The sequence below is a fragment of the Collinsella sp. SGI.033 genome (assembly GCF_050315135.1).
GTDB lineage: Bacteria > Actinomycetota > Coriobacteriia > Coriobacteriales > Coriobacteriaceae > Collinsella.
In genome coordinates this window covers 132,888-157,122 of record NZ_JBNPOK010000002.1, presented here as the reverse complement: position 1 = coordinate 157,122, position 24,235 = coordinate 132,888, and the positions used below count along the sequence as shown (strand labels likewise).

The window sequence follows — 24,235 nt, the reverse complement described above, 5'->3', positions numbered from 1 at the left end:
TTGTTTTTTCCGATATGGATGGAACACTGTTGACGAGTGACAAGCAGATGAGCGACGCCACCTGGACGATGCTCGACGAGCTCGCACGTCGCGGCATTGAGTTTGTACCGTGCACGGGGCGTCCGCTGTCGGGCGTCTTTGAGGCCATCCTCGCCCATCCTGCCGTGCACTACGCAGTCTGCGCCAATGGCGCTAGCGTCTGGCAGCTCGACGAGGATGTGCCCACCGATGCCTCACGCGCCACGCGCATATTGAGCCGACCGCTCGACCGCGCCATCGCCCACCGCGTCCATAGCATTGCCGCCGGCCACGATGTGACCTTCGATATCTTCGCGGACGGGCGGTGCTTCCTCCCCCGCTCGCTCTACACGCGCCTGGACGAATTCTGCGGCGGAGATCCTCACATCGCGGCTTCGCTCAAGCGCACGCGAACGCCGATCGACATGGATATCGACAGCAAAATCGACGAGGCCGAGGTGCTCGAACGCATCGCCATGTACTGGCACGACTCAGCCGACCGCGATGCTATCGTGGCGGCGCTCGACACGCTCGAAGGCATTGAGGTCACGCGTTCGTACGCCATGAATATCGAGGTCATGGCCGGGGGCGCCACCAAGGGAACGGCATTGGCTTGGCTATGTGGGCATCTGGGCGAGCCTCTCGCCGACGCCTGGGCGTTCGGCGACAACATCAACGACATCCCCATGCTGCAGGTAGCGGGCCACGGTACGGCGATGATCAATGCCGAGCCCGAGGACCGCGAAGCCGCCGGCGCCATCACCGAATACGACAACGACCACGACGGCGTCGCCCGCGCCATCATGGCCGCCCTCGCCTAGCAGCAGCAACCCGGCAGGGTAGCTAATTTGGGACGGGGCTTTTTTAGCTACCCTGGTCACAGTAGTCGTTGGGGGCACTCTTCGCGGGGCGCTGCAAGGACTGTCCCCATCTGCCGAATTAGGCGAGACTCTCCAGCACGCGACGGAGCTCCTGCTGAACGGCGTGGTCGCTGTTGCAGCCTACGACGCGATCAGCAACCGCCTTGAGCGCGGGGCGCGCGTTTTCCATCGCGCAGCCCGTGCCGACAAAGCGAATGATCTCGTAGTCGTTCATCGAATCGCCAAATGCCATGATCTCATCGCGCCCAATGCCGTAATGCTCCGCGAGCTGCGCGATGCCAGAGGCCTTCGACACGCCGGGCTGCACGGCATCGATCCACGCGTTGCCCGAAGGCGCAAAGGTAAAGAACTGGCCGAGCTCGCGCTGCAGTACGTAAGCGCTGTCCATAACGGCACCATCATCGCAAAAGATACTCGCCTTGATGATATTTACGCTGGGATCGGGCAGCTCCCAAATGCGCTCGGCATTGGGAAGGTCCTTATCCACCTCGCGCACGAACTTACTCTCGTCATCGAGCAAGAAGGACTTGGTTCGGTCAAAGAGTGCAAGATGCAGATTGGGAAACGTCGCGACGGCCTGGGCTAGCTTTCGAATCGCCAGGTGCGAATACACCTCACGGCCTACCATTTTGCCGTCGGCGTAGACCTGGGCACCGTTAGCTGCGACAAAGTCCATTTTGTCGCGAACGGGCGCAAAGAACTCGCACAGGCGATCGTAGCGGCGGCCTGACGACGCGGCAAAATGCACGCCATGCTCGCGTAGTGCCAGGATCAGTTCGTAGGTCTCGGGCGGTACCTGGCTATTCTCATCAAGCAACGTGCCGTCCATATCGGATGCAATCAGCTTAAACATAGAAAAGCTCCCCTCGGGCTTGCTGGAATCGAACGTGTATCCGATTCCAACGTACCCAAAGGGAGCTCAAATAAGACCCCGCAGTCATAAACGTTACATAGACCTGGCAAATAGCTCACGCGCGCCAGAGAGCCCACGGTCGCGGCGTCAGGCGACACGCCAAAGAGTGTCCCCAGCGACTAGTCGTTTAAGAACGTCCCCGATGATTAGTCGGCGTAGGTGAAGGTGGTGACGTCGAACATGCCCTCGGGGCGGATGCGGAGCGTCGGGATGACCGGCAGGGGCAGGAAGATGATGCCCATGATGGGGTCGAGCGGCGGCTCAATACCCATGGCGCGCGCCTTGACCATAAAGTCGTCGTGCTGCGCTGCGACATCCTCGGCCGTGCCCTCGCTCATCAGGCCGCCGAGCGCCAGTGGAATGCGCGCCACGACCTCGCCGTTGCGCACCAGCACGTGACCGCCCTGGCCCACGGCCTCAACAGCAGCCATCATATCGGCGGCGTTGTCGCCCACCACGCACACGTTGTGCGAGTCGTGGCCGATCGTGGAGGCAATGGCACCACCGGTGATGGTGAAACCGCGCACCCAGCCGCGACCGATATGCTTGCCGACCAGGCCCAGGCCAGCGGGGCCGTCGCCGTCGACGCCCTCGGCTTGCAGCGACACGCCGCGGCCATGGCGCTCAATCAGCATAATGCGGCGCAGGCCCTCGGCGCTCTCGGGGCGAGCCATACCCGTGATGGCCTTACCCGGCACCACGTCAATCACAGCCTCGCCCGGCTTAAAGGCATAGTCGAACACGTCGAGCGAAAGCTTCGGCAGCTTAACAGAGGCGCGCAGCTCGTCGGCAAGGGCTGCAACCTCAGCCATCTCGGGTGCGATCTCGCCCACAAAGGTGCCATCCTGCGCCACCAGAGCACCGGCGGCATATACGCGATGCGGGGCCGTGGCAAACGTCAGATCGTTGAGCACCAGCAGGTCGGCACGCTTGCCCGGAGCGATGGCGCCGCGGAGCTCATGCGGGTCACGACAGCCGTGGTCCAGGCCAAAGGCCTCGGCCGTGGAAAGGGACGCCATAGAGATGGCGACCACCGGGTCGATGCCGGCCTCGATGGCCACGCGGCAGGCGTTGTCGATCATGCCGGTCGAAAGCGCGTCGGAGGGGGCGCGGTCGTCGGTCGCAAAGCAGCAGCGGCGAGCACGGGCGGGGTTTTCCAGCAGCATAGGCGACAGGTTGGCAAGATCATGGCTGCAGGTGCCCTCGCGCAGCATGACATACATGCCGCGGGATAGCTTGTCGAGCGCTTCCTCGGGAATCGTCGACTCGTGGTCGGCGATAATACCCGCCGCGGCATAGGCGTTGAGATCCTTGCCGGCAACAAGCGGAGCATGACCGTCAACCTGCTTGGACGGTGTCTGGTTGGCAGCATCGATGCGAGCGCAGGTCTCGGGGTCGGCCATAAAGACACCCGGCAGGTTCATCATTTCGCCCAGACCAAAGACGTCGCCCGGATGCTCGGCAAAAAACGCCTGCATATCGGCAGCGGTGATGACGGCACCGGCCTGCTCGTCGGGCAGTGCGGGCACGCACGAAGGCATCATGTACTTGATGGAGATGGGTGCGCGACAACCGTCCTCGATCATAAAGCGCAGGCCGTCTAGGCCGGAAACGTTAGCGATCTCGTGGCTGTCGGCAATAGCGGTGGTGGTACCACGCGTCGCCGCCATGCGCGCATACTCGGCGGGACGGATGTTCGAAGACTCGATATGCAAGTGTCCGTCAATAAAACCGGGTGCGAGATAGCGACCCTGACAGTCGATAACCTCAGCTGCCTCGTACGTGCCAGCAGCTTCATCTCGACCATCGTAGAGAACACCGACGATCACGCCGTCCTTGACGGCGACGTTACCGGGCGCCACGCGCTGACCGTACACATCAACGATCTGTGCGTTGGCAAACAGCGTGTCGACGGGCACGCGGCCCTCGGCGGCATCGATCACAGACCTCATGACCTCAACGGACATACATACTCCTTTAACCGTAGAAAAAAGCTGCGGAGCGGACAGACCTTCACCGCAGCAAGCCAATAGCCATTGTATGCCCAAACGATGGGCCAGCAATACGCCCCTCTGCTTAACGGCACACACCACTTGGCGCAATGGGGACAGGCTGCTTTGCACCAAAAAGAAACGTCCCTAAGTGCCAACCAGGACAACGCCGTAGGTGGAGGACGGACAGCGAGCGGACTCCAGAGCGAACAAATTGGCATGAAAAGAGGACGGCATAGACCTTCTGGTCATGCCGTCCTCTTTGAATGACAAGTTGTCGCTCTGGAGCCCGCGCAGCGTCGACCGGTCCGCCGTTCGTTAGAACGGCGGAACTGAGGGCAGCGTCGAGCTGTTACGCGGTTTGGTAAAACCGCGTAACTAAATCAGCTTAAAGCCCTTGCGCTTGCCCACGGAGAGGGTGTCGCCCAGCTTGAGGGTACTGGGGTCGATGTTGTAGCTCTTGGGAGCCACGGCCTTGCCGTTGATCTTGACACCGCCGCCATCGATGTCGCGACGAGCCTGGCCGGCGCTGGCCGAAAGACCCAGGTCCTTGAGCAGGCCGGCAAGGTAAATCTGGCCCTCGTCGTTTACGGTCAGCTCAATATGCTTCTCGGGGAAGTCGGCGAGCTGGCCCTCCTTGAACACGCGGTCGAACTCGGCCTGAGCCTCGTCGCCGGCACCGGCGCCGTGGTAGGTGTCGCACAGGTCGCGGCCCAGAGCGCGCTTGAGCTCATAGGGATCGGCAGAGCCATCGGCCAGGGCAGCGTCGATCTTGTCGACCTCGGCCGGGGTGAGCGAGCTCGCCAGGCGGTAGTACTTGCCGATCATCTCGTCGGGGATGGACATGGTCTTGCCGAACATATCCTTAGGCGCGTCGGTCAGACCGATGTAGTTGCCATAGGACTTGGACATCTTACGGACGCCATCGGTGCCCTCGAGCAGCGGCATGGTGAGCGCGATCTGCGGCTCCATGCCCATCTTCTCCATGAGCTCACGGCCGGCGAGCAGGTTGAAAAGCTGGTCGGTGCCGCCCATCTCCACGTCAGCCTTGATCATGACCGAATCGTATGCTTGCATCACGGGATACAGGAACTCGTGCAGGGCGATCGGCGTCTGGGACTGATAGCGCTTGGTAAAGTCATCGCGCTCAAGAATGCGGGCGACGGTGAACTTGGAGCACACCTGCAGCAGACCGGCCAGGTCCATCGACAAGATCCAGTCGCCGTTGTGCACGATGGTGGTCTTCTCGGGGTCCAAGATCTTCATGGCCTGGCTCACGTAAGTCTCGGCGTTGGCCTCGATCTGCTCCTGAGAAAGCTGCGGGCGGGTGGAGTTCTTGCCCGAAGGATCACCAATCAGCGCGGTACCGTTGCCGATGATCAGGGTGACGTTATGGCCCAGGTCCTGGAACTGGCGCATCTTGCGCAGGGGCACGGCGTGGCCCAGGTGCAAGTCGGGGCTGGTGGGATCGACGCCGAGCTTGATGTTGAGGGGCTCACCCTTCTCAAGCTTCTTACGAAGGTCGGCCTCGGGGACGATCTTCGCGGCGCCCGAGGTGATGATACGCATTTGCTCGTCAACAGACAGCATTGGGTATCCTCCTTTTGCTATAGCACCCTCGCCGAAAACGGCGGTGCTGGAAGTCCATAAACTCTCATATGATAACAAACTGACGCGACGCGGCACCTACGACAGGAAAATCCTCGTCCTGCCGCATGCGTCGATGGCAACTGGCAGACGTGTACCGTCACGCTCAACCAGATAGCGCGTCTGCCGGCGACGCAAGCAGTCGCGGCAACAGGCCTGTCCCGTCGCATCGGTGGCACAGACGCCCTCTGCGGTCAGCAGGCAGTGCTCGCACACCATAAGCTCGGGACGGTCGGTATCGACGGGGCCCAGGACGCCAGGACAGGCGGCAAGCTCGGCAACGCGTTTCGCATCGTGAGCGACAAGTTCGGCAGGCAAAAACACGCGCTGCGCCCCAAGCCCTCGCAACCAGGCGAGCGTTGCCCGGTTCGCACAGAACACCGGCGCTGCCACGTCAAAGACGACGCGCAGTTCGCGAGCTATCGCCACTTGTCCCAGATTACGACAGACGATGCGGCCGGCGCGCTGCATGAGCGACCGAGTGCGCTCGATATCGCCCACACGGCAGACCTCGTCGAGCACAACAGTCGCATCGGACAGGTCGAGCTCTTCGTTCGGGTCCTGGTCCATCAGCTGCCAGGCAAAGACCAAGCGAGCGGCGACAGACTCTTCAGGTTCTTCCGGCTGCGCGCCACCATCCATCAGAACGCCCGCAAACGGCAGTGTCTCGACAGCGCGTTTCGCAAGCACGACCGCATCGGCCTCGGCCCGCATGCGCTCCAGCGCCGCCGCCGTTTGCTCAAGCACGCCAGCGCTGCGAATCAGATACACTTCGCAGCCCGCGTCGACCTTGCGCTTGCAATGGACAACGATGCGCTCCCCCGCCTCGGCATCCACCGGGCAGGGAACTTGCGGCCAGCGTTTAGGTACATCGGGGCGCGCGTCGGCGCCCGGGTAAAACCTGATCTCGAGCGTATCGCCCGCCGCCACGGCGGCATCGAGCTCGACGGTCACCTCCTCGTGTCCCACGGCAACCAAACGGCCCACACGCACGCCCTGGTTGATCGCGCGTTCAAAACTCATAAGCTCCGCGCCCGAGCGGCCTCGCAGATACGCGTCGGTAAACCCGCGGTTAAACGACCTTCCCAGCTCACGTTCGAGCGCCCGCACGGCATCGGGATCCCACGCGCCATCACGCAGCATATCGAGCGCCCGGCGCCACGCCCGCACCACGTTGTAGACGTAGTCGGGGTTCTTCATACGCCCCTCGATCTTGAGCGACGCCACCCCAGCAGCAACAAGCTCGGGTAAATGAGCAATGCCCAGATAGTCACGCGGGCAGAGCAGACGATCGCCTTCGACGGCAACGACGCTCTCCCCAGCCTCATCCACCAAATCGTATGCCAGGCGGCACGGCTGCGTGCAGTCGCCACGCATCGCCGACCGTCCGCGCCGCAGGGCCGAAAACTCGCACGCGCCCGAATAGCCAATGCATATGGCGCCATGGCAGAACACCTCGATGGGCACACCGGTAGCGCAGAGCGTCGCAATCTCTGCCACGGTCAGCTCACGCGCCGTCGTCACGCGCTCGACCCCCAACTCGTCAGCCGCCAAACGCACGGCCCCCTTGCTATGGACGCCCGCTTGGGTGGACAGATGAATCTCGACCCCCGGAATTGCCGCATGCAGCGCGCGGGCTAGGCCCGCATCTGCCACGATCAGTGCATCGGCGCCTAGCGCATGCGCATGTGCCCCCAGTGCCACGGCTTCGGACAGCTCGTCGTCGAACACGAATACGTTGAGCGTCACGTACACGCGCACACCATGGGCGTGCGCCACGGCACACCCGCGCGCAAATTCGTCGTCACTAAACCCGTGCGCACTCACGCGGGCGTTAAATCCGCTCAACCCGGCATAAATGGCATCGGCACCTGCCGCGATCGCGGCGAGCATCTGATTGAGCCCGCCAGCCGGAGCCAACAGCTCGGGCAGTGCCAGACCCGATGTTGGCGTCCCATTCCCGCATTGTCTGCTAGGCTCCGTCGCCCAAATCGCCATCGGCAAACTCCTTACCAAGGTATGCAATCGCTCTGTTAATTGCCGTCAACCAGCATACACGAGGCTTCGCGCGGCTCGATTGGTTTATCGTGTAATAACTTATGTCCATCCTGCCCGACGCACACCCGCCGCCTGGCACGACATACTTGGAGGTCAACATATGGGTCCTCGCCAACGACAGGGACACGGTCGCTCTAAGACGCACGTCCTGCCCGTCATCCTGCTTTCGCTTTTGGGCTTTTTGCTCATCGCGGGCGTAGCATTTGGCATCGGCATGATCGGCAACGTCAACCGCTGGCTGTCCGACCTGCCCGACTACACCGACGCCAACGCCTATCTGGTCAGCGAGCCCACCGAGATTGTTGACTGCAACGGCAACAAGATCGCCAGCTTCTATACCCAAAACCGCAAGTCCATCACCAAGGACCAGGTCTCCCCGTACGTCCTGCAGGGCACGATCGACGTCGAGGACGAGCGTTTCTACGAGCACGGCGGCATCGACCTCTTGGGCATCGCGCGTGCCTCGGTGGCAACCCTTGCCGGCGGCCACGAAGGAGCCTCGACCATCACCCAGCAGCTGGTGCGCAACACCATCCTGCAGGAGGAGCAGTTCGACTCGACCATCGAGCGTAAGGTGCGCGAGGCCTATATCGCCATCAAGATGGAGGACATGTACTCCAAAGACGAGATCCTCATGATGTACCTCAACACCATTTACTATGGCCACGGCGCCTATGGCATCGAGGCCGCCGCCGAGACCTACCTCTCCAAGAGTGCTTCCGACCTCACCCTGAGCGAGGCCGCGCTGCTCATCGGTCTGCCCAACTCGCCTTCACAGTACGACCCCACGGTCAATCCCGACCTGGCGCTTTCCCGCCGCAATAAGGTGCTCGACAACATGCTGCGCCTGGGCCACATCACGCAGGAAGAGCACGATGCCGCGCAGGCTGAGCCCATCACCCTCAACGTGACCGAGATCTCGGGCAGCGGCGTCGATGTGTACTCACAGCCCTACTTTGTCTCCTATGTCAAGCAGCTGCTCGAGCAGGAGTTCTCCACCGACGTGCTCTTTAAGGGTGGCCTGACTGTTAAGACCACCATCGACCCCACCATGCAGCAGGTAGCCGAGGAGGCTGTGCGCTCACAGCTCGACACGCTTTCGCTCGATGGCCTGGACATGGGCATGGTTGTCGTTGACCCCAAGACCGGCTACATCAAGTGCATGGTGGGCGGCTACGACTACAACGCCGACGAGAATCACGTGAACCACGCTACGGCAAAGCGCCCCGTGGGCTCCACGTTTAAGGCCTTTACGCTGGCAACTGCCATCCAAAACGGCATGAACCCCAACGTCAGTCTCAACTGCAACTCGCCACTCAAGGCCAAGGGCACCACGACCGAGGTGCAAAACTATGGCAACCAGAGCTATGGCAACATCACGCTTAAGCAGGCAACGGCATACTCATCCAACACCGGCTACATTCAGGTGGCCGAAGCCATCGGCAATGACAAGATCATGTCGCTCGTCAAAAAGCTCGGCATCGATCCCGCCAAGGACAATATCGAGGACGTTCCCGTCATGACGCTCGGCACCGGGTCCATCTCACCGCTCGAGATGGCATCGGCCTACGCCGCTTTTGCCAACGGCGGCTATTATCGCCAGCCGATCGCCATCACCGAGATCGACTCGCGTACCGGCTCGGTTCTGTACCAGCACACCGACAATCCCACGCGGGTGCTCACCGAAGGCGAGGCTGCCGCGGTTACCGACGTTCTATCCGGCGTCATGCAGGGCAGCGGCACGGGTGCCGCCGGCGCGCTGAGCGTCAACCAGCCCTATGCCGGCAAAACGGGCACCACTGACAACACCACCAACCTGTGGTTCTGCGGCTATACGCCGCAACTGGCATGCGCCCTGTGGACCGGTTATTCCGCAGGCGAGATTCCCATCCAAAAGTACGGTTCGGACCTGCTGGGCGACAGCACCAACCTGCCTGTCTTTAAGAAGTTCATGAACACCGTTCTTGCGGGCGCCGAGCGCGAGGAGTTCCCGACCGGAACGGCTCCCACGTACAAGAACAATAACGTCTGGAAGTTCTACGGCACAAACAACAAGAAGAAGGAAGAGGGCGAGGATAAGGACGAAGACGAGGAAGAAGAGGAGGAGACCACCGGCGGGAGCGGCAGCGAGGGCGGTAACACCGGCGGCGAAGGCGATGGCGGCGGTACCACCCCTACTCCCAACCCCGACCCCAGCCCCAGCCCCGACCCTGGCCCGACCCCCGATCCCAGCCCTAGCCCGACCCCCGATCCCAGCCCTAGCCCGACCCCCGATCCTTCCACAGGTCAGTAGATAGCAAAGCGCCCGAGCAGCTCAAATGCTCGGGCGCTTTTTGTTGGGACATACATGGCATATCGCGCGCAATCGAGATGCCAAGACAGGACCGCCACAAAAAGGGCGTCGGCTCAAAACCGACGCCCCTGTATTTCTGCCGTCTTAGCTGGCGTTGTTTACGCGCGTAAAGCTATTTACGCGCGGCACTGAGCTTGTTAATCAGCGCTTCGAGGCGTTCGCCATCCTCGGCAGTCTGAGCGATAACCAAAATCGTGTCATTGCCGGCAAGCGATCCGAGCACATCGGGCAGCTCGGCCGCATCGACAGCCGCGGCAATGCCCGAGGCGGTGCCGGGCTGAGCCTTAATCATAACCAGGTTGTCGGTGCGCAACACACCGGTAACCAACTCGGAGACCATGCGCTGCAGGTGCAGGTCCTCAGCCAGAACATAGATGCCCTCGGGCAGTTTGCGCAGCCCCATATCGGCGATGTCACGCGAAACCGTCGCCTGCGTGCAATCAAAGCCCATGGCGCGGAGTTCGTCCACCAGCACGCGCTGCGTACGCACGTCTTTATTGCGCACGATATCTCTGATGGCATCCTGGCGCCCGTTGCGTTTTTTAGCCATATAAAACCTCACTCCATAGATGGCGAAGACAATCTATCAGTGATTGAATAGTTTAGCGCTATTTGAGGCTATTTGTGAATAAGAACGCATTTCGAAACAATTCTATGCAAATTATTTGCGAATATGACACAGCTAGGCTATCCTTGCGCCCGTTCTGTTCAAAAAAGCAGCCAGATGCGCATACATAACGCAGCGCATAGGCTTAACGTTGGCAATCGGCCCAAACAAAAGCCCAAGGCCTCGGCGCTCTCCCTTAAGGGCCACCGCCATCTGGCGGGTCCGCACGTCGTTGAGCATATCACGCAATCGTGCCGTGCGCTCAATTGAAGACACCCCATGGGGGCTCAGGCACAAATTCTCGATACAAGCAACCAAGCGGCCATAGTAAAACCGTTGGCAGGCCAGCTTTAGATGGTTATCGTCATCTATTGCGTCAAATGGCACGCAAAGCTCTTCAAGCGCCTTGGCGTCGTCGGAAAGTCGCGAGAACATGGTGGGGTCGAATGAATCCGCAACCGATGGCGCGGCCGTATGGAAACAAGCTTCGGCGCACCCAAATACGCGTTCCGCATGCGAAAGGGCAGGCGCCAAAAAGGCGATCGCACGATACGACTCGGCATGCTGCAGAGACAACTCAAACAGGGAGCGTTCATACATCACGCCGGAATGTTGACAAACCAGACCGCTCTCGACCAGCTTGGCCAGGCCTAAAGCCCGGTCTCCATCGTCGGCAAGGGCAATGGATTGCGCGTCCAACATACGAGAATGGCGTTCCCGATGCGTATCGTAGCGATCGAGCGACACCGATGGAAATACGATATCTGCCGAGGTCTCACAAGCGACATCGAGCATTGCCAAAAACGCGTGCGGCGCAAACCACTCATCGGCGCTCATTGCGATAATGTGGGCCCCGCGCGAAGCGGCAAAACCCTCGCGAAGGCAAGCTCCGCTCGACGGATCGTCAACGTCTATCAAATCGATGTGAATATCTCTGCCCGCGGCAACATCGAGCGAATGACGAACGCCCGGCGCAGCGTTGCGACATGCAACGACAATCTGCATATCGTAGAGGTCTTGGTTTTGGACGCTTTCGAGTGCGCGCATCGCGTAGCTGGGCGAACCCTCCACAACAAGGATCACCGAAAGTCGCGGAAGCGAGCCACGTCGAAGCAAGTTATCCATCCTCTCGACAGCAATAATCAACTGCCGTTCATGGTACACCCCGGCAATAAACGCAATGAGTCGCCTGATGCGCTGCACGCCAAGAACAGATGTTGCACACGGCTCGCCCACACGAGCAGCATACTTAGATGGCTCTCGCTTCTCCCCTATTCGAGCGCGACGAGCTCGCCGGGGTCATAATCTACGCCCATAAAGGTAAGGCCGCACGCCGGCGCCGTGGGACCCGCAGCAGTACGATCGCAAGCGTCAATCACCTCGCGCATCCACTCGGGATCGCGGCGATGCATGCCGATCTCGACGAGCGTTCCCACGATGGTGCGCACCATCGAATGCAAAAACGCATTGCCTTCGATGGTAAACGTAAGGATATCCTCGCCAAAGGCGACCTCGTGGCCAAACTCGGCACGCATCACGCAACGATGCGTTGGCTTGCCCACGGCAGAAGCGACCTTACAAAAGCTCTTAAAGTCCTGTTCGCCCAAAAGCGCTGGGCAGGCGGCTGCCATCGCATCCACGTCCAAAGGATAACGGTGCCACCATACCGCACCACGCGATAGCACCGGACGCGCATCGCGATCGGCAATGCGGTAGGTATAGGTCCGAGAACGTGCGTCAAAACGCGCAGAAAAGGCCTTACGGGCCTTGTAGACCTCATTAACGGCGATATCTTTGGGCAGCAGCGCATCCATAGCTCGCAGCCACCTGCGGCGCGTTAAAGCGAGCTCTGCGTCCGTAACGGGCACGCTGATGTATTGGGCCACCGCATGCACCCCTGCATCGGTGCGCCCGGCACACGTCAAATCGACTGAACGGCGCAAGAGCGTCTCTATGGCAAGACGCAGCTCTCCGGCAACCGTCGTCTGCCCCGGCTGCTCGGCAAATCCGCTATAGGACGAGCCGTCATAGGCAACACGAAACACCAACGTGGCATCGAGCTCTGGAGTCAAATTGAAATCAGACGGCGCGGTCATGGGCGCTCCCAACAAACAAACAACGATATCGCGACAAAAAAAGAGGGGTACGCGAACGTACCCCTCGAATATAGCCTATGCAGACGAATTGTCTACTCAGCGGTCTCCTCAGCAGGAGCCTCCTCGGCAGCGGTCTCCTCGACAGCCTCGACCTTCTTGGGAGCAGCGGCCTTCTTGGGGGCCGGAGCAGCCTTCTTGGCCTTGGGCGTGCAAGGCTCGGTGACGAGCTCCATGATAACGATGGGAGCGTTGTCGCCCTTACGGGTACCGAGCTTCATGATGCGGGTGTAACCGCCGTTGCGATCCTGCCACATGCCCTGAGCAGCCTTGTCGAAGATCTCGGCAACGAGCTGCTTATCGCCGAGCTTGGCGATAGCCAGACGACGAGAGTGCAGGTCGCCCTTCTTGGCCCAAGTGATGATCGGCTCGACAACCGAACGCAGCGCCTTAGCGCGGGTCTCGGTGGTCTTGATGCGGTCGTTCTCGAAGAGGGCCTTGGCCAGGCTCTTCTTCATGGCCTTGGTGTGGCTCGCATCGGTGCCGAGCTTCAGGCCCTTCTTAACGTTGTGACGCATGGTCTAGTTTCTCCTCAAATATGCGAAGCATTAAGCCTTCAGGCTCAGGCCCATGGACTCAAGCTTGTCCTTCACTTCCTCGATCGACTTAACACCGAAGTTGCGGATGTTCAGAAGATCGTTCTCCGAGAACTCAACGAGCTGACGGACCGAGTGAATGCTGGCACGCTTAAGGCAGTTGTAGGAACGGACAGAAAGGTCCAGATCCTCGATCTGCTTGTCCAGCTCGGCGTTGTCGTTGGTGACCTCGGGAGCGAAGATCGAAACCTCCTCCTCGACCTCGGGGGTCTCGGCAAGGTTCATAAAGGCAGCCATATGCTGGTTGATGATATTGGCAGCCTGGACCACGGCGTCGCGCGGGGCGATGGAGCCGTTGGTCTCGATCTCGAGGACAAGGCGGTCGTAGTCGGTGTGCTGACCGACACGGCAAGCCTCAACGAGCTTGGCGCAACGGGATACCGGCGAGTACAGCGAGTCGACGTGGATCACACCGATGGGATCGTTGTCGCGCTTGTTGGCCTCGCCAGAGACATAGCCGCGGCCATAGCCGATGCGCATGCTCATGGTGAGATGGCCACCCTCGGTGAGCGTAGCGATGTGCTGCTCGGGGTTGACCAACTCAAACTCGGACGGAATAAAGAAGTCCGCACCGGTGACCTCGCAGGGGCCGTCAACCGAGATGGTGGCGGTCGCCTCGTCGGTCGTGCCGAGAGCCCTGAAGACAAGACCCTTGACATTCAGGACGATGTCAGTGACATCCTCGACCATGTTAGGGATGGTCATGAACTCGTGCTGCGCACCATCGATCTGAATAGCCTCGACGGCGGCACCCTCGAGCGAGGACAGAAGAACGCGACGCAGGGAGTTGCCCAGCGTATCACCGTAACCGCGCTCGAGCGGCTCGACGGAGACACGAGCAGACGTCTCGTTGATCTCTTCGACCTGAACCTGAGGCCTAATGAATTCTGACATGTATTACCTCCAGCCTCAGCAGCCCGGATGGACTACTTAGAGTAGAGCTCGACGATGAGCTGCTCGTTGATATCACCGCTGATCTGCTCACGCGTCGGCAGAGCGAGCACGTTACCAGACAGCTTCTCGATATCGACCTCAAGCCAGCCAGGGACCTCAAAGCGCTCGGAGGAAATCAGAGCCTCCTTGATGGGGAGGAGGTCACGGAACTTCTCGCCGACAGCGACGACGTCGCCGGCCTTGACGCGGTAGGACGGGATGTCCACGCGCTTGCCGTTCACGGTGAAGTGACCGTGGCGGACGGACTGACGAGCCTCTTTACGGGTGCGAGCGAAGCCAAGACGGAAAACAACGTTGTCGAGGCGAGACTCAAGGATGATCATGAGGTTCTCACCGGTGACGCCGTTCATCTTACGGGCCTTGTTGAAGTAGCCGTGGAACTGCTTCTCCAGAACGCCATAGATGAACTTGACCTTCTGCTTCTCGCGCAGCTGCATGCCGTACTCAGATTCCTTGCGACGGCGCTTGGGCTGACGGATAGATTCCTTCTTGCTGCTGTAACCGAGCTCAGCGGGATCGATCCCGAGCTGACGGCAGCGCTTAAGAACAGGAGTCCTGTCGATTGCCATATTGATACGATCCTTTCAGTTACACGCGGCGACGCTTCTTGGGGCGGCAGCCGTTGTGCGGGATGGGGGTCTTGTCCTGAATGCTCGAGACCTCGAGGCCAGCAGCCTGGAGGGAGCGGATGGCGGTCTCACGACCGGAGCCGGGGCCCTTGACGAAGACGGAAACCTTCTTCATACCGTGCTCCATGGCCTGCTTGGCAGCAGCCTCGGCAGCCATCTGGGCAGCGAACGGCGTGGACTTACGGGAGCCCTTGAAGCCCACCTGGCCAGCCGACTTCCAGGAAATGACGTTGCCCTGGGGATCGGTGATCGAAACGATCGTGTTATTGAACGTAGAACGGATGTGAGCCTGGCCCACGGAAATGTTCTTACGGTCCGCGCGCTTCAGACGGGCAGCGCGAACGTTCTTCTTAGCAGTAGCCATCTATCTAGCGCTCCTTATTTCTTCTTCTTAGCACCGATCTGACGCTTCGGGCCCTTGCGGGTACGAGCGTTAGTGTGGGTGCGCTGGCCGCGGACCGGGAGGCCCTTGCGGTGACGAAGGCCGCGGTTGCAGCCGATGTCCATAAGGCGCTTGACGTTCTGGTTGCGCTCACGGCGGAGGTCGCCCTCAACCATGATCTGGTTCTTGTCGATATACTCGCGGATGGCGTTAACCTCATCCTCGGTGAGGTCCTTAACGCGCGTATCCACGTTAACGTTGCACTCGACGCAAATCTTCGTCGCAGTGGTGCGGCCGATGCCGTAAATGTAGGTCAGACCGATCTCAACGCGCTTCTCACGCGGGAGGTCGACACCATTAATACGGGCCAACGTAGTCTCCTCTCTTAACCCTGACGCTGCTTATGACGGGGGTTCTCGCAAATGACGAGGACCTTGCCATGGCGCCTAATGATTTTGCACTTATCGCACATCTTCTTGACCGAAGGACGTACCTTCATCGTTCTTCCTTTCGGTAGCGCTCAAACTACTTCCCTACTATCTACTCGCCCAGCCGCAGGCGTTTAAAACTATGGCTGGTCTTCACACACAATCCGACCGTAGGTTGAGCTAAGCCTGCAGTCGGAAATAGAGTGCGTGTATGCGTGCCGCTATTTGTAGCGATAGGTGATGCGGCCGCGGGTCAGGTCGTACGGGGAAAGCTCCACGACAACCCTGTCACCGGGGAGAATACGGATGTAATTCATTCGAATCTTGCCAGAAATGTTGCACAGAACCGAATGACCGTTCTCGAGCTCGACCTTAAACATGGCATTAGGCAACGGTTCCTTTACCGTACCCTCGAGCTCAATTGCGTCTTCCTTCTTCACAAGCAATCATCTTTCTCTAGAAAACGACAGCGATTGAGTATTCTACAACACGTATACACGCATCGTAATAACTTCGTAATGGCTCCACAACTACGTGGAACTTGTTACATTTGAAATGTAAAACAAAGCCGTTCCCTGATGCCCAAGATCGCCTTGAAATGAGAAGGCATAGACCTTGGGGTCATGCCTTCGAAATTGAAAGGCGAGGTTGGGCATCAGGGGGCGGCGACTTTTACATTTCTCCGCCTTGGAGCGAACACCAGGATCCTTGCGCATCGGTGGTGAGAATCACCGGACCGTCATTGGTGATGGCGACGGTGTTCTCGTAGTGCGCGGCGGGCAGGTGGTCGTTGGTGGTGACGATCCAACCGTCGGAGCCCGTGCTCACATGGTTGGAACCCATCGTTACCATCGGCTCGATGGCAATGACCATACCGGCCTGGAGGCGAACGCCCCTCCCCTTCTTTCCATAGTTAGGAACGTTGGGGTCCTCGTGCATCACGCGGCCAATGCCATGACCCACATAGTCACGAAGCACGCCATAACCGTGAGACTCGGCGAGGGACTGGACGGCATAACCAACATCCCCGATATGGTTACCGGGAACAGCCTGCTCAATGGCAGCCTTAAGGCAATCGCGCGTAACCTCGCACAGGGCCTTGGCCTCGGGCGTAGGGGTGCCGACGAAAAACGTCCATGCGTTATCGCCAACCCAACCGTCGACAACGGCTCCCGTATCGATGGAGATGATATCGCCATCGCGCAGGATCATATCGGGGTTGGGAATACCGTGGACCACGGCATCGTTGATCGATGCGCAAATGGTCCCCGGGAACCCGCCGTAACCCTTAAAGGCCGGGGTGCCGCCATGCATGCGGATAATCTGCTCCGCGAGCTGATCGAGCTCAAAAGTCGAAACGCCGGGGCGCACCATGGCTCCAACGTGGCGGAGCGCCATCTTAGATAGCGCTCCTGCTTTCTTCATCTGCTCGATTTGCGTTGCAGACTTAATCTTAATCATAGACCGAGGGCCTCTTTGACATCCCCGTATACGGTCTCGCGAGCCTGGTCACCGTTGACCGACTTGAGCAGACCCTGGCCACGATAGTAATCGACAAGCGGGCTCGTGGACTTCTCGTAGACGTCGAGACGGTTCTTGATGGTCTCGGGCTTATCGTCGTCGCGCTGATACATCTCGCCGCCGCATTTGGGGCAGGTAACATCGGCAGCAGTGCCGGTGTAACCGCAGGCGCGGCAGGTGCGACGCGAGGACAGACGATCGATGATGACCTCGGGGGCCACGTCGACCAGAAGGGCGCAGTCGATCTCGCGACCCATGGTGGAGAGCTCGGAATCGAGCGTCACAGCCTGGGCGGTGTTGCGCGGGAAGCCGTCGAGGATGAAGCCCTGCTGGGCGTCATCGGCGGCAAGGCGCTCCTTGACAAGGTCGATCACGAGCTGGTCGGGAACGAGCTCGCCAGCGTCCATGTACTTCTTAGCCTGAATACCAAGCTCGGTGCCACCCTTGACGGCAGCACGCAGCAGGTCGCCCGTGGAGATGTGGGCGACGCCAAACTCGGCGACGAGCTCCTGTGCAACGGTGCCCTTACCGGCACCCGGAGCTCCGAGCAATACGAGGTTCATGAGCAATCCTCCTCTAGCCTATTTAAAGAATCCATCGTAATCATACATCTTGATCTGGCCTTCGAGCTTGTCGACCGTGTCGAGCACGACGCCGACCATGATGAGGATGGACGTGCCGCCAAATGCCTGGATCAGCTGATTGCCCGTGAAGGAGAAGATGATCGAAGGCACGATGGCGATGAGCGCCAAAAAGACAGCGCTGGGAAGCGTAATCTTGTTGAGCGCGTTCTTGATGTAGGCCGCGGTAGCCCTACCCGGACGAACGCCCGGAATAAAGCCGCCCTGCTTCTTAAGGTTGTCGGCCGTGTCATCGGGATTGAACACCATGGAGGTGTAGAAGTACGCGAAGAACACGATGAGGACAACGTTAAGGACCCAGTTGAGCCAACCGGTCGAAAGCGCAGAGGCAACTGCCTGAATCCAGCCGATGCCGGGGAAGAACACGGCAACCTGAGCCGGGAAGTACAGCAGCGCCGAAGCGAAGATGATCGGCACGACACCCGCGGTGTTGACCTTGATGGGCAGGTAGGTGGTCTGGCCACCCATCATGCGACGGCCCACGACGCGCTTAGCGTAGGAGACCGGAATGCGGCGCTGGCCGCGCTCAAGGAAAACAATCAGCGGGATAACCAGCAGGATGATGGCGCAGATGATCACCATAGTGATGATGCCACCGCCATTGCCCTCGGTGCTGGAGAAGATCGCCTGCGGCAGACCGGCCATGATGTTCGCAAAGATGATCAGCGACATGCCATTGCCGATACCGCGCTGGGTAATGAGCTCACCAATCCACATGATCAGCATGGCGCCCGCGGTGAGCGTGCCGACGATCATGAGGTCGAAGATGATCTCGGGAGCGGCGGCGCCATTAAAGCTGATGCCGAAGCTCTTAAAGAGGAAGAGGTAACCCACGGAGTTGAGGATTGCCAGAGCCAGGGTGAGGTAACGCGAATACTGCGTAATCTTGGTCTGACCGACCTCGCCCTCGCGGGCAAGCTCATGCAGGGAAGGCACAACGGCCTGGAGCATCTGGAGGATGATCGAGCTGGTGATGTAAGGCATGATGCCCAGCGAAAACACCGACACATAGCTCAACGCGCCGCCAGAGAAAAGATTCAGGAGGGCCATAGCACCTGCGGCGACCGAATTGTTATCGGTCGAGAAAAGGCCCAGCATCCCCTGGAAGGGAATGCCGGGCACAGGAACGTGCGCACCAATGCGGTACACGACGAGCATAGCTATGGTAAAAAGAATCTTTTCGCGCAGTTCTTTGATGCGGAAAGCATTCTTAAGACCATTTAGCACGGCAGCTCGACCTTTCCGCCGGCGGCCTCGATCTTGGCCTGCGCAGAAGCGCTGACCTTGTCGACCTTGACCGTGAACTTCTTGGTAAGCTCACCATTGCCGAGCACCTTGACGGGCTCGAACTCGCTCTTGGTGATGCGAGCGGCCTTAAGAGCGGCACCGTCGATCACAGCGCCATCCTCGAACTTACGCTCGAGACGCTCAACGTTAACAGCGGTGTACTCGATACGACGGGGGTTGCGGAAGCCCGGAAGCTTGGGCAGGCGCATAGCCAGCGGAGTCTGGCCACCCTCGAAGCCGGCACCCTTGGTGCCGCCAGAGCGAGAGCCCTGGCCCTTCTGGCCGCGGCCAGAAGTGGTGCCGTGACCCGAAGAATTGCCACGGCCAACGCGCTTGCGGTTCTTGGTGGAACCGGGCGCGGGAGTAAGATCGTGAAGCTGCATTTGCTACTCCTCTACAATCTCGACAAGGTGCTTGACCTTGAAGATCATGCCGCGGACGGACTCGTTGTCAGTAATCTCGCGAACCTCGCGGATCCTGTGGAGACCGAGGGCACGGACAGTACGGACCTGGTCCTGCTTGCAACCGTTGGTGCTGCGGACCTGCTTGATCTTGATGGTGTCAGCCATGCTTAGTTCTCCTTACCGACGAACATCTCGGAGACCGTCAGGCCACGGCGAGCCGCGACGTCCTCAGGGCTGGAGAGCTCCTTGAGGCCCTCGACGGCAGCCTTGATGATGTTGAGGCCGTTGTCGGTACCGAGGGACTTGGACAGGACGTTCTTGATGCCAGCAAGCTCAAAGAGGGGACGCACAGCGCCGCCGGCGATAACGCCGGTACCCTCGACAGCGGGCTTGATGATGATGCGACCGGCACCAAAGTGGCCGATAACCTCGTGCGGAATGGTGCCCTCTTCGGTCACCGGCACGTGGAACATGTTCTTCTTGGCATCGAGAGACGCCTTGGAGATGGCCATGGGCACCTCAGCGGACTTGCCCATGCCAACGCCGACGTTGCCCTTGCCATCGCCAACGACGACGAGAGCGACGAGGCTCATGCGACGACCGCCCTTGACGGTCTTCGACACGCGGTTGATGTAAACGACGCGCTCCTCGAACTCGGAGGCCTCGCGCTGCTGCTTCTGATTACGAGCCATGTGCTACATACCTCCTAGAACTCGAGACCGGCGGCACGAGCACCGTCGGCGAGGGCCTTGACGCGGCCATGGTAGATACGGCCACCGCGATCGAAGGCGACCTTGGTGATGCCGGCCTCGATGGCACGCTTGCCAACGAGCTGACCGACCTTCTCCGCAGCCTCCTTGTTCGAGGTGTGGGTGCCCTTGAACTCGGCCTCGAGGGTCGAGGCAGAGACGAGCGTCAGGCTGGAGCCCTTGCTGTCGTCGATGATCTGGGCATAGATGTTGGCGTTGGTACGGGTCACACGAAGACGCGGACGCTCGGCGGTACCCGAGATCTTGCCGCGAACACGACGCTGACGACGCTTGAGGCCTTCCAGCTTCGCCTTATGCTTGTTCATACGTAAACTCCTAAAAAGGTTGATCTTGCCAGCACCTAACGGGGTGCTGGTCTTATGCGAGTGAGTCGGTTACGACTACTTGGCGGCCTTACCCAGCTTGCGGCGGATGTGCTCGCCAACGTAGTGGATACCCTTGCCCTTGTAAGGCTCGGGAGGACGATGGCCGCGGATCTCAGCGGCGATCTGACCGACCTGCTGCTTGTTGATACCCTTGACGTTCACGTGGGTGTTGTCGGGAACCTCAAAGGTGATACCCTCGGGAGCCTCGACGATCACGGGGTGCGAGAAGCCCAGGGAGAACTCGAGGTTCTTGCCCTTCTGCTGCACGCGGTAACCGACGCCGGCGAGCTCGAGCTTCTTCTCGAAGCCCTCGGAAACGCCAACAACCATGTTGTGGATGAGGGCGCGGGTGAGGCCGTGGCGGGCACGGGTCTCACGCTCGTCGTCGGGACGGGAAACGGTGAGGACGTTGTCCTCGATATTGATAGCGAGCTTCTCATAGACATCGAGCTCGAGCTGGCCCTTGGGGCCCTTGACGACAACGTTGTTGCCGTTGACTGCCACTTCGACTCCGGCGGGAATCTGGACAGGCTTATTACCGATACGAGACACGGTGATCTCCTTTCCTTCTACCTACCGAGCGAATTACCAGACGTAAGCGATGATCTCGCCGCCGACGTTGTGCTTGCGAGCATCGCGGTCGGTCATGACGCCATGGCTGGTGGAAATAATGGCGGTACCAAGGCCACCGCGGACGCGGGGCATGTCGGCAACGCCGGTGTACTTACGCAGGCCCGGCTTGGAAATGCGGCGGATGCCGTTGATGACCTTAGCCTTCTTGGGACCATACTTAAGCGTGATGTGCAGAGTCTTCTGGGGAACGGTGTCCTCGACATCGTAGCCCTCGATGTAGCCCTCCTCGTGCAGAACACGAGCGATCTCGACGAGCTTCTTGCTGCTCGGCATGGAGACCGTGGCCTTGTTCACAGAGTTAGCGTTACGAATGCGCGTAAGCATATCTGCGATCGGGTCTGTAAGGTTCATACAGATTCTCCTTCGTTCTTGATGAACACGTGCTCTTGGTTCTTCGCCGCCCTTAACGGCAAAGCCTAACTAGCACGTTTTCCCTGTTCCAAACGGATGCTTGAAACGCTGGTAGTGACTTACCAGCTGGCCTTCTTAACGCCGGGAAGCTCGCCCTTGAGTGCAAGCTCGCGGAAGCAGACACGGCACAGGCCGAACTTGCGGTACACAGAGTGCGGACGGCCGCAGCGCTGGCAGCGCGTGTACTCACGAGTAGAGAACTTCTGCTTGCGATTGCACTTGACGATCATCGATGTCTTAGCCACTTATATCCTCCTCACATAGAGTATTGTTCGCCCCAAGCGCCGCCCCCTTGTGGGAACGGCGCTTATAGGGCAGGTGAACCTATTTCTTGAACGGGAAACCAAAGGCGTCCAGAAGGGCCTTGGCCTCCTCATCGGTGTTGGCGGTGGTCACGAAAGTGATGTCCATACCACGCTGGTGATCGACGGAGTCAAAGTCGATCTCGGGGAAGATGAGCTGCTCGGTGACGCCCATGGAGAAGTTACCACGGCCGTCGAAGCTCTTGGCGGAGATGCCGCGGAAGTCGCGGATACGGGGGATAGCGACGGAGGTCAGACGATCGAAGAACTCCCACATACGGTCGCCACGCAGGGTAACCTTGCAGCCGATCGGCATACCAGCGCGCAGGCGGAAGGTAGCGATGGACTTGCGGGCACGGGTGATCATCGGCTGCTGGCCGGTGATGGCGCGCAGGTCGCGCACGGCACCGTCGATGGCCTTGGAATCGGTAGCGGCCTCGCCGACACCCATGTTCACGACGATCTTCTCAAACTTGGGGATCATCATGACGTTCTCGTACTGGAACTTGTCCTGAAGCTGCTGCTTGACCTCGTTGTTGTACTTGGCCTTCAGACGCGGCACATACTTCTCTTCTGCCATTGTTCACTCCTTCTTGGGGTTTTAAGCACGGGGCGTGGCCACGGTGGGTTGTCCTCGTGCCTCCTGACTGCATCCGCGCCGCTCATGGCATTTCGCGGTTTGGACTCGACGCAGCAGGAGCCGACAAAACAATCGGTACTATACGCGCATTGGGTACGTATTTCCAGAAAAACATCGTCTGCCTGCACAACTCCACAACTCCCCCGCACAAATGGGTCCCAAAAAGCCGTTGCGGTGAAATAGGGACTGTTTGACGGCTTAACCGGCTTAAACAATCCGTATTTCACCGCAACTCATATATGGGGCGTTATTTTTGGCGAGGCAGGACCAGGTTGAGGACGACGGCGACAAGTGCGGCGACGGCAATGGAGGATCCGCCAAACCTAGGCAGCGGCCCTATGCCGCCCAACGGGCGGACATTATAGGGCATATGGCACAGGTAGCATTTTGACCCGCATGCGGCAGAGGGCTGGGGTAGCTAATTTGGGACGGGGCTCTTTTAGCTACCCAACAGTGAGCGAACGCCTCGAGATGATTTTTCTGGGACGGGGATTAAAAAATCATTGCGTACCTAATGATTTTTTAATCCCCGTCCCAGAAAAATCATCGAGCAGGCAGGGTAGCTAAAAGAGCCCCGTCCCAAATTAGCTACCCCTGGGATGCGACTAGCGCTTGCGGGGGACGAGCTTGGTGCGACGCAGATGGATCATCTCGGCGGCGATGGAGATGGCGATCTCTTCGGGATCCTCGGCCTGAATGGCAACGCCGATCGGCAGGTGCAGCTCGTCGATCTGGTCCTGCGTAAAGCCCTCCTGCTCCAAGCGAGCCCGCACAAAGGCCGTCTTGCGGCGCGAACCCAGGCATCCCAAATAGGCGGGCTTGGCGCGCAAGGCCTGAATCACCACATCGATATCGGACTTGTGACCCGCCGTGGCGACGACTACCAGATCGCGCGGACCGATGGGGCATAACTCGTCCAGGTTCTTGTAGTCGACCAGACGACGGTCGTAGACGCCGGGCACCCATTCGGGCGTCAACGTGCCGGGGCGGTCATCGCACGCCACGACGGCAAAGCCCGCCGCCGTGAGCACGCGCGCCGTCGCGGCGCCCACGTGACCGCAGCCAAAGATGTATGTCAGGCCCTCGGGGCAAAGCGTCTCGATGTGCGCCGGGGGAATCTCGGAGGCGGCGTTGGTGTAAGTGACCTTACTCCCCTCTTCCGTCAGCGAAAGCCCGGGGCAGCCGGCAATGGTGCGGCGCGACTCCTCGCCATGGTATTCGGCAGCGTCGCCTTCGAGCGCGCTTGCGATAAACGGTTCAAAGTCGATGACGAAGTCGCCGATGCGTCGATACGCCAAGACGTCGGCAACCGACTGGAACAACGGCGCCTGCGATGCATCCAGGTGCAGATAGCACAGGCAGATGGCTCCGCCGCAGATCATGCCGGTATCGGAGTTCTCGCCGCCCATGGTGTAGCGGACCAGGCGCGACTGCCCTGCGGCCAACAGCTCGCGCGCCTCGGCCAGCGCAAGGAGCTCAATCTTACCGCCGCCGATGGTGCCCGCTTGGCTGCCATCGGCAAAGACGGCCATCCAGGCGCCCACACCGCGCGGTGACGACCCTGCCGTGCCGGCCACTACCACCAGCTCGCACGTCTTACCAGCCTTCAGAGCGCCAAGCGCAGCATTCACCACATCGAGCTTTTCCATCG

Annotated in this window: 28 protein-coding genes; 2 read left to right on the top strand and 26 right to left on the bottom strand. The window is 59.9% G+C overall.

The genetic code is table 11. The features are described from left to right. A partial coding sequence (locus ACQRC0_RS01600) for a Cof-type HAD-IIB family hydrolase (protein WP_427727186.1) occupies positions 1–839 on the top strand: 839 nt, incomplete at its 5' end. Positions 840–957: 118 nt separating this feature from the next. On the opposite strand, the gene ACQRC0_RS01595 is transcribed toward ACQRC0_RS01600, so the two are convergent. The 4 genes from ACQRC0_RS01595 to ACQRC0_RS01580 all read right to left on the bottom strand — a co-directional run bounded on the left by ACQRC0_RS01595 (position 958) and on the right by ACQRC0_RS01580 (position 7,448). Continuing rightward, on the bottom strand, positions 958–1,752 hold the full coding sequence (locus ACQRC0_RS01595; RefSeq protein WP_427727183.1) for a Cof-type HAD-IIB family hydrolase: 795 nt from the start codon (positions 1,750–1,752) through the stop codon (positions 958–960). Between the two features lie 206 nt (positions 1,753–1,958). Next, positions 1,959–3,779: an adenine deaminase gene (locus ACQRC0_RS01590; protein WP_427727180.1), complete on the bottom strand. Its 1,821-nt coding sequence runs from the start codon at positions 3,777–3,779 to the stop codon at positions 1,959–1,961. Positions 3,780–4,181: 402 nt separating this feature from the next. Beyond that, positions 4,182–5,393: a tyrosine--tRNA ligase gene (tyrS, locus tag ACQRC0_RS01585; protein ID WP_427727177.1), complete on the bottom strand. Its 1,212-nt coding sequence runs from the start codon at positions 5,391–5,393 to the stop codon at positions 4,182–4,184. A 96-nt stretch (positions 5,394–5,489) separates the two neighbouring features. Beyond that, positions 5,490–7,448: a U32 family peptidase gene (locus ACQRC0_RS01580; RefSeq protein WP_427727175.1), complete on the bottom strand. Its 1,959-nt coding sequence runs from the start codon at positions 7,446–7,448 to the stop codon at positions 5,490–5,492. 160 nt (positions 7,449–7,608) lie between these two features. On the opposite strand from ACQRC0_RS01580, the gene ACQRC0_RS01575 reads away from it, so the two are divergent. Next, positions 7,609–9,801: a transglycosylase domain-containing protein gene (locus ACQRC0_RS01575; RefSeq protein ID WP_427727173.1), complete on the top strand. Its 2,193-nt coding sequence runs from the start codon at positions 7,609–7,611 to the stop codon at positions 9,799–9,801. Positions 9,802–9,973: 172 nt separating this feature from the next. On the opposite strand, the gene ACQRC0_RS01570 is transcribed toward ACQRC0_RS01575, so the two are convergent. The 22 genes from ACQRC0_RS01570 to ACQRC0_RS01465 form a co-directional block, all read right to left on the bottom strand. Continuing rightward, complete coding sequence (locus ACQRC0_RS01570; protein ID WP_154516043.1) at positions 9,974–10,411, bottom strand: arginine repressor; 438 nt, start codon at positions 10,409–10,411, stop codon at positions 9,974–9,976. Between the two features lie 132 nt (positions 10,412–10,543). Next, complete coding sequence (locus ACQRC0_RS01565) at positions 10,544–11,704, bottom strand: glycosyltransferase (protein WP_427727171.1); 1,161 nt, start codon at positions 11,702–11,704, stop codon at positions 10,544–10,546. 35 nt (positions 11,705–11,739) lie between these two features. After that, positions 11,740–12,564 carry a tRNA pseudouridine(38-40) synthase TruA gene (gene truA / locus ACQRC0_RS01560; protein ID WP_427727169.1) on the bottom strand — a complete coding sequence of 275 codons (825 nt, stop codon included), beginning with the start codon at positions 12,562–12,564 and terminating at the stop codon, positions 11,740–11,742. Positions 12,565–12,656: 92 nt separating this feature from the next. Next, complete coding sequence (gene rplQ / locus ACQRC0_RS01555; protein WP_427727167.1) at positions 12,657–13,139, bottom strand: 50S ribosomal protein L17; 483 nt, start codon at positions 13,137–13,139, stop codon at positions 12,657–12,659. A gap of 30 nt (positions 13,140–13,169) precedes the next feature. Continuing rightward, positions 13,170–14,111 (bottom strand): DNA-directed RNA polymerase subunit alpha, encoded by a 942-nt coding sequence (locus ACQRC0_RS01550; protein ID WP_154516055.1) that lies wholly within the window; start codon positions 14,109–14,111, stop codon positions 13,170–13,172. 32 nt (positions 14,112–14,143) lie between these two features. Beyond that, on the bottom strand, positions 14,144–14,740 hold the full coding sequence (gene rpsD / locus ACQRC0_RS01545) for a 30S ribosomal protein S4 (protein WP_006235275.1): 597 nt from the start codon (positions 14,738–14,740) through the stop codon (positions 14,144–14,146). Between the two features lie 19 nt (positions 14,741–14,759). Next, the gene (gene rpsK, locus ACQRC0_RS01540; RefSeq protein ID WP_006235274.1) at positions 14,760–15,164 is read right to left on the bottom strand and encodes a 30S ribosomal protein S11; all 405 of its coding nucleotides are present in this window, start codon (positions 15,162–15,164) and stop codon (positions 14,760–14,762) included. 14 nt (positions 15,165–15,178) lie between these two features. Further along, positions 15,179–15,553, bottom strand: a complete 375-nt coding sequence (rpsM, locus tag ACQRC0_RS01535; protein ID WP_154516058.1) for a 30S ribosomal protein S13 — start codon at positions 15,551–15,553, stop codon at positions 15,179–15,181. A gap of 14 nt (positions 15,554–15,567) precedes the next feature. Next, a complete protein-coding gene (gene rpmJ / locus ACQRC0_RS01530) occupies positions 15,568–15,681 on the bottom strand; it encodes a 50S ribosomal protein L36 (protein WP_006363204.1) in 114 nt (37 codons plus the stop codon). Positions 15,682–15,831: 150 nt separating this feature from the next. Next, positions 15,832–16,050: a translation initiation factor IF-1 gene (gene infA / locus ACQRC0_RS01525; protein ID WP_035137443.1), complete on the bottom strand. Its 219-nt coding sequence runs from the start codon at positions 16,048–16,050 to the stop codon at positions 15,832–15,834. Between the two features lie 232 nt (positions 16,051–16,282). Next, positions 16,283–17,071: a type I methionyl aminopeptidase gene (gene map / locus ACQRC0_RS01520; protein ID WP_329738298.1), complete on the bottom strand. Its 789-nt coding sequence runs from the start codon at positions 17,069–17,071 to the stop codon at positions 16,283–16,285. Further along, entirely contained in the window at positions 17,068–17,694 is a 627-nt protein-coding gene (locus ACQRC0_RS01515) for an adenylate kinase (RefSeq protein ID WP_154516064.1), read from the bottom strand. The genes map and ACQRC0_RS01515 overlap by 4 nt, the downstream gene beginning before the upstream one ends. An 18-nt stretch (positions 17,695–17,712) precedes the next feature. Then, a complete protein-coding gene (secY, locus tag ACQRC0_RS01510) occupies positions 17,713–18,999 on the bottom strand; it encodes a preprotein translocase subunit SecY (RefSeq protein ID WP_370450586.1) in 1,287 nt (428 codons plus the stop codon). Then, the gene (rplO, locus tag ACQRC0_RS01505; RefSeq protein WP_006235267.1) at positions 18,993–19,442 is read right to left on the bottom strand and encodes a 50S ribosomal protein L15; all 450 of its coding nucleotides are present in this window, start codon (positions 19,440–19,442) and stop codon (positions 18,993–18,995) included. Before rplO ends, secY begins: the two co-directional genes overlap by 7 nt. 3 nt (positions 19,443–19,445) lie before the next feature. Beyond that, a complete protein-coding gene (rpmD, locus tag ACQRC0_RS01500; protein WP_154516067.1) occupies positions 19,446–19,628 on the bottom strand; it encodes a 50S ribosomal protein L30 in 183 nt (60 codons plus the stop codon). A gap of 2 nt (positions 19,629–19,630) precedes the next feature. Further along, on the bottom strand, positions 19,631–20,155 hold the full coding sequence (gene rpsE / locus ACQRC0_RS01495; RefSeq protein WP_154516070.1) for a 30S ribosomal protein S5: 525 nt from the start codon (positions 20,153–20,155) through the stop codon (positions 19,631–19,633). A 14-nt stretch (positions 20,156–20,169) separates the two neighbouring features. Then, positions 20,170–20,538 carry a 50S ribosomal protein L18 gene (rplR, locus tag ACQRC0_RS01490; protein ID WP_118270231.1) on the bottom strand — a complete coding sequence of 123 codons (369 nt, stop codon included), beginning with the start codon at positions 20,536–20,538 and terminating at the stop codon, positions 20,170–20,172. 75 nt (positions 20,539–20,613) lie between these two features. Further along, positions 20,614–21,150 (bottom strand): 50S ribosomal protein L6, encoded by a 537-nt coding sequence (rplF, locus tag ACQRC0_RS01485; RefSeq protein WP_370450587.1) that lies wholly within the window; start codon positions 21,148–21,150, stop codon positions 20,614–20,616. A 33-nt stretch (positions 21,151–21,183) separates the two neighbouring features. After that, positions 21,184–21,582, bottom strand: coding sequence for a 30S ribosomal protein S8 (rpsH, locus tag ACQRC0_RS01480; protein WP_006235262.1), 399 nt, complete (start codon positions 21,580–21,582; stop codon positions 21,184–21,186). Positions 21,583–21,701: 119 nt separating this feature from the next. Beyond that, positions 21,702–21,887 carry a type Z 30S ribosomal protein S14 gene (locus ACQRC0_RS01475; RefSeq protein ID WP_022094280.1) on the bottom strand — a complete coding sequence of 62 codons (186 nt, stop codon included), beginning with the start codon at positions 21,885–21,887 and terminating at the stop codon, positions 21,702–21,704. Positions 21,888–21,966: 79 nt separating this feature from the next. Continuing rightward, positions 21,967–22,524, bottom strand: a complete 558-nt coding sequence (gene rplE / locus ACQRC0_RS01470; RefSeq protein ID WP_154516073.1) for a 50S ribosomal protein L5 — start codon at positions 22,522–22,524, stop codon at positions 21,967–21,969. 665 nt (positions 22,525–23,189) lie between these two features. Beyond that, on the bottom strand, positions 23,190–24,233 hold the full coding sequence (locus ACQRC0_RS01465; RefSeq protein WP_427727165.1) for an XdhC family protein: 1,044 nt from the start codon (positions 24,231–24,233) through the stop codon (positions 23,190–23,192). Positions 24,234–24,235 lie beyond the last annotated feature (2 nt).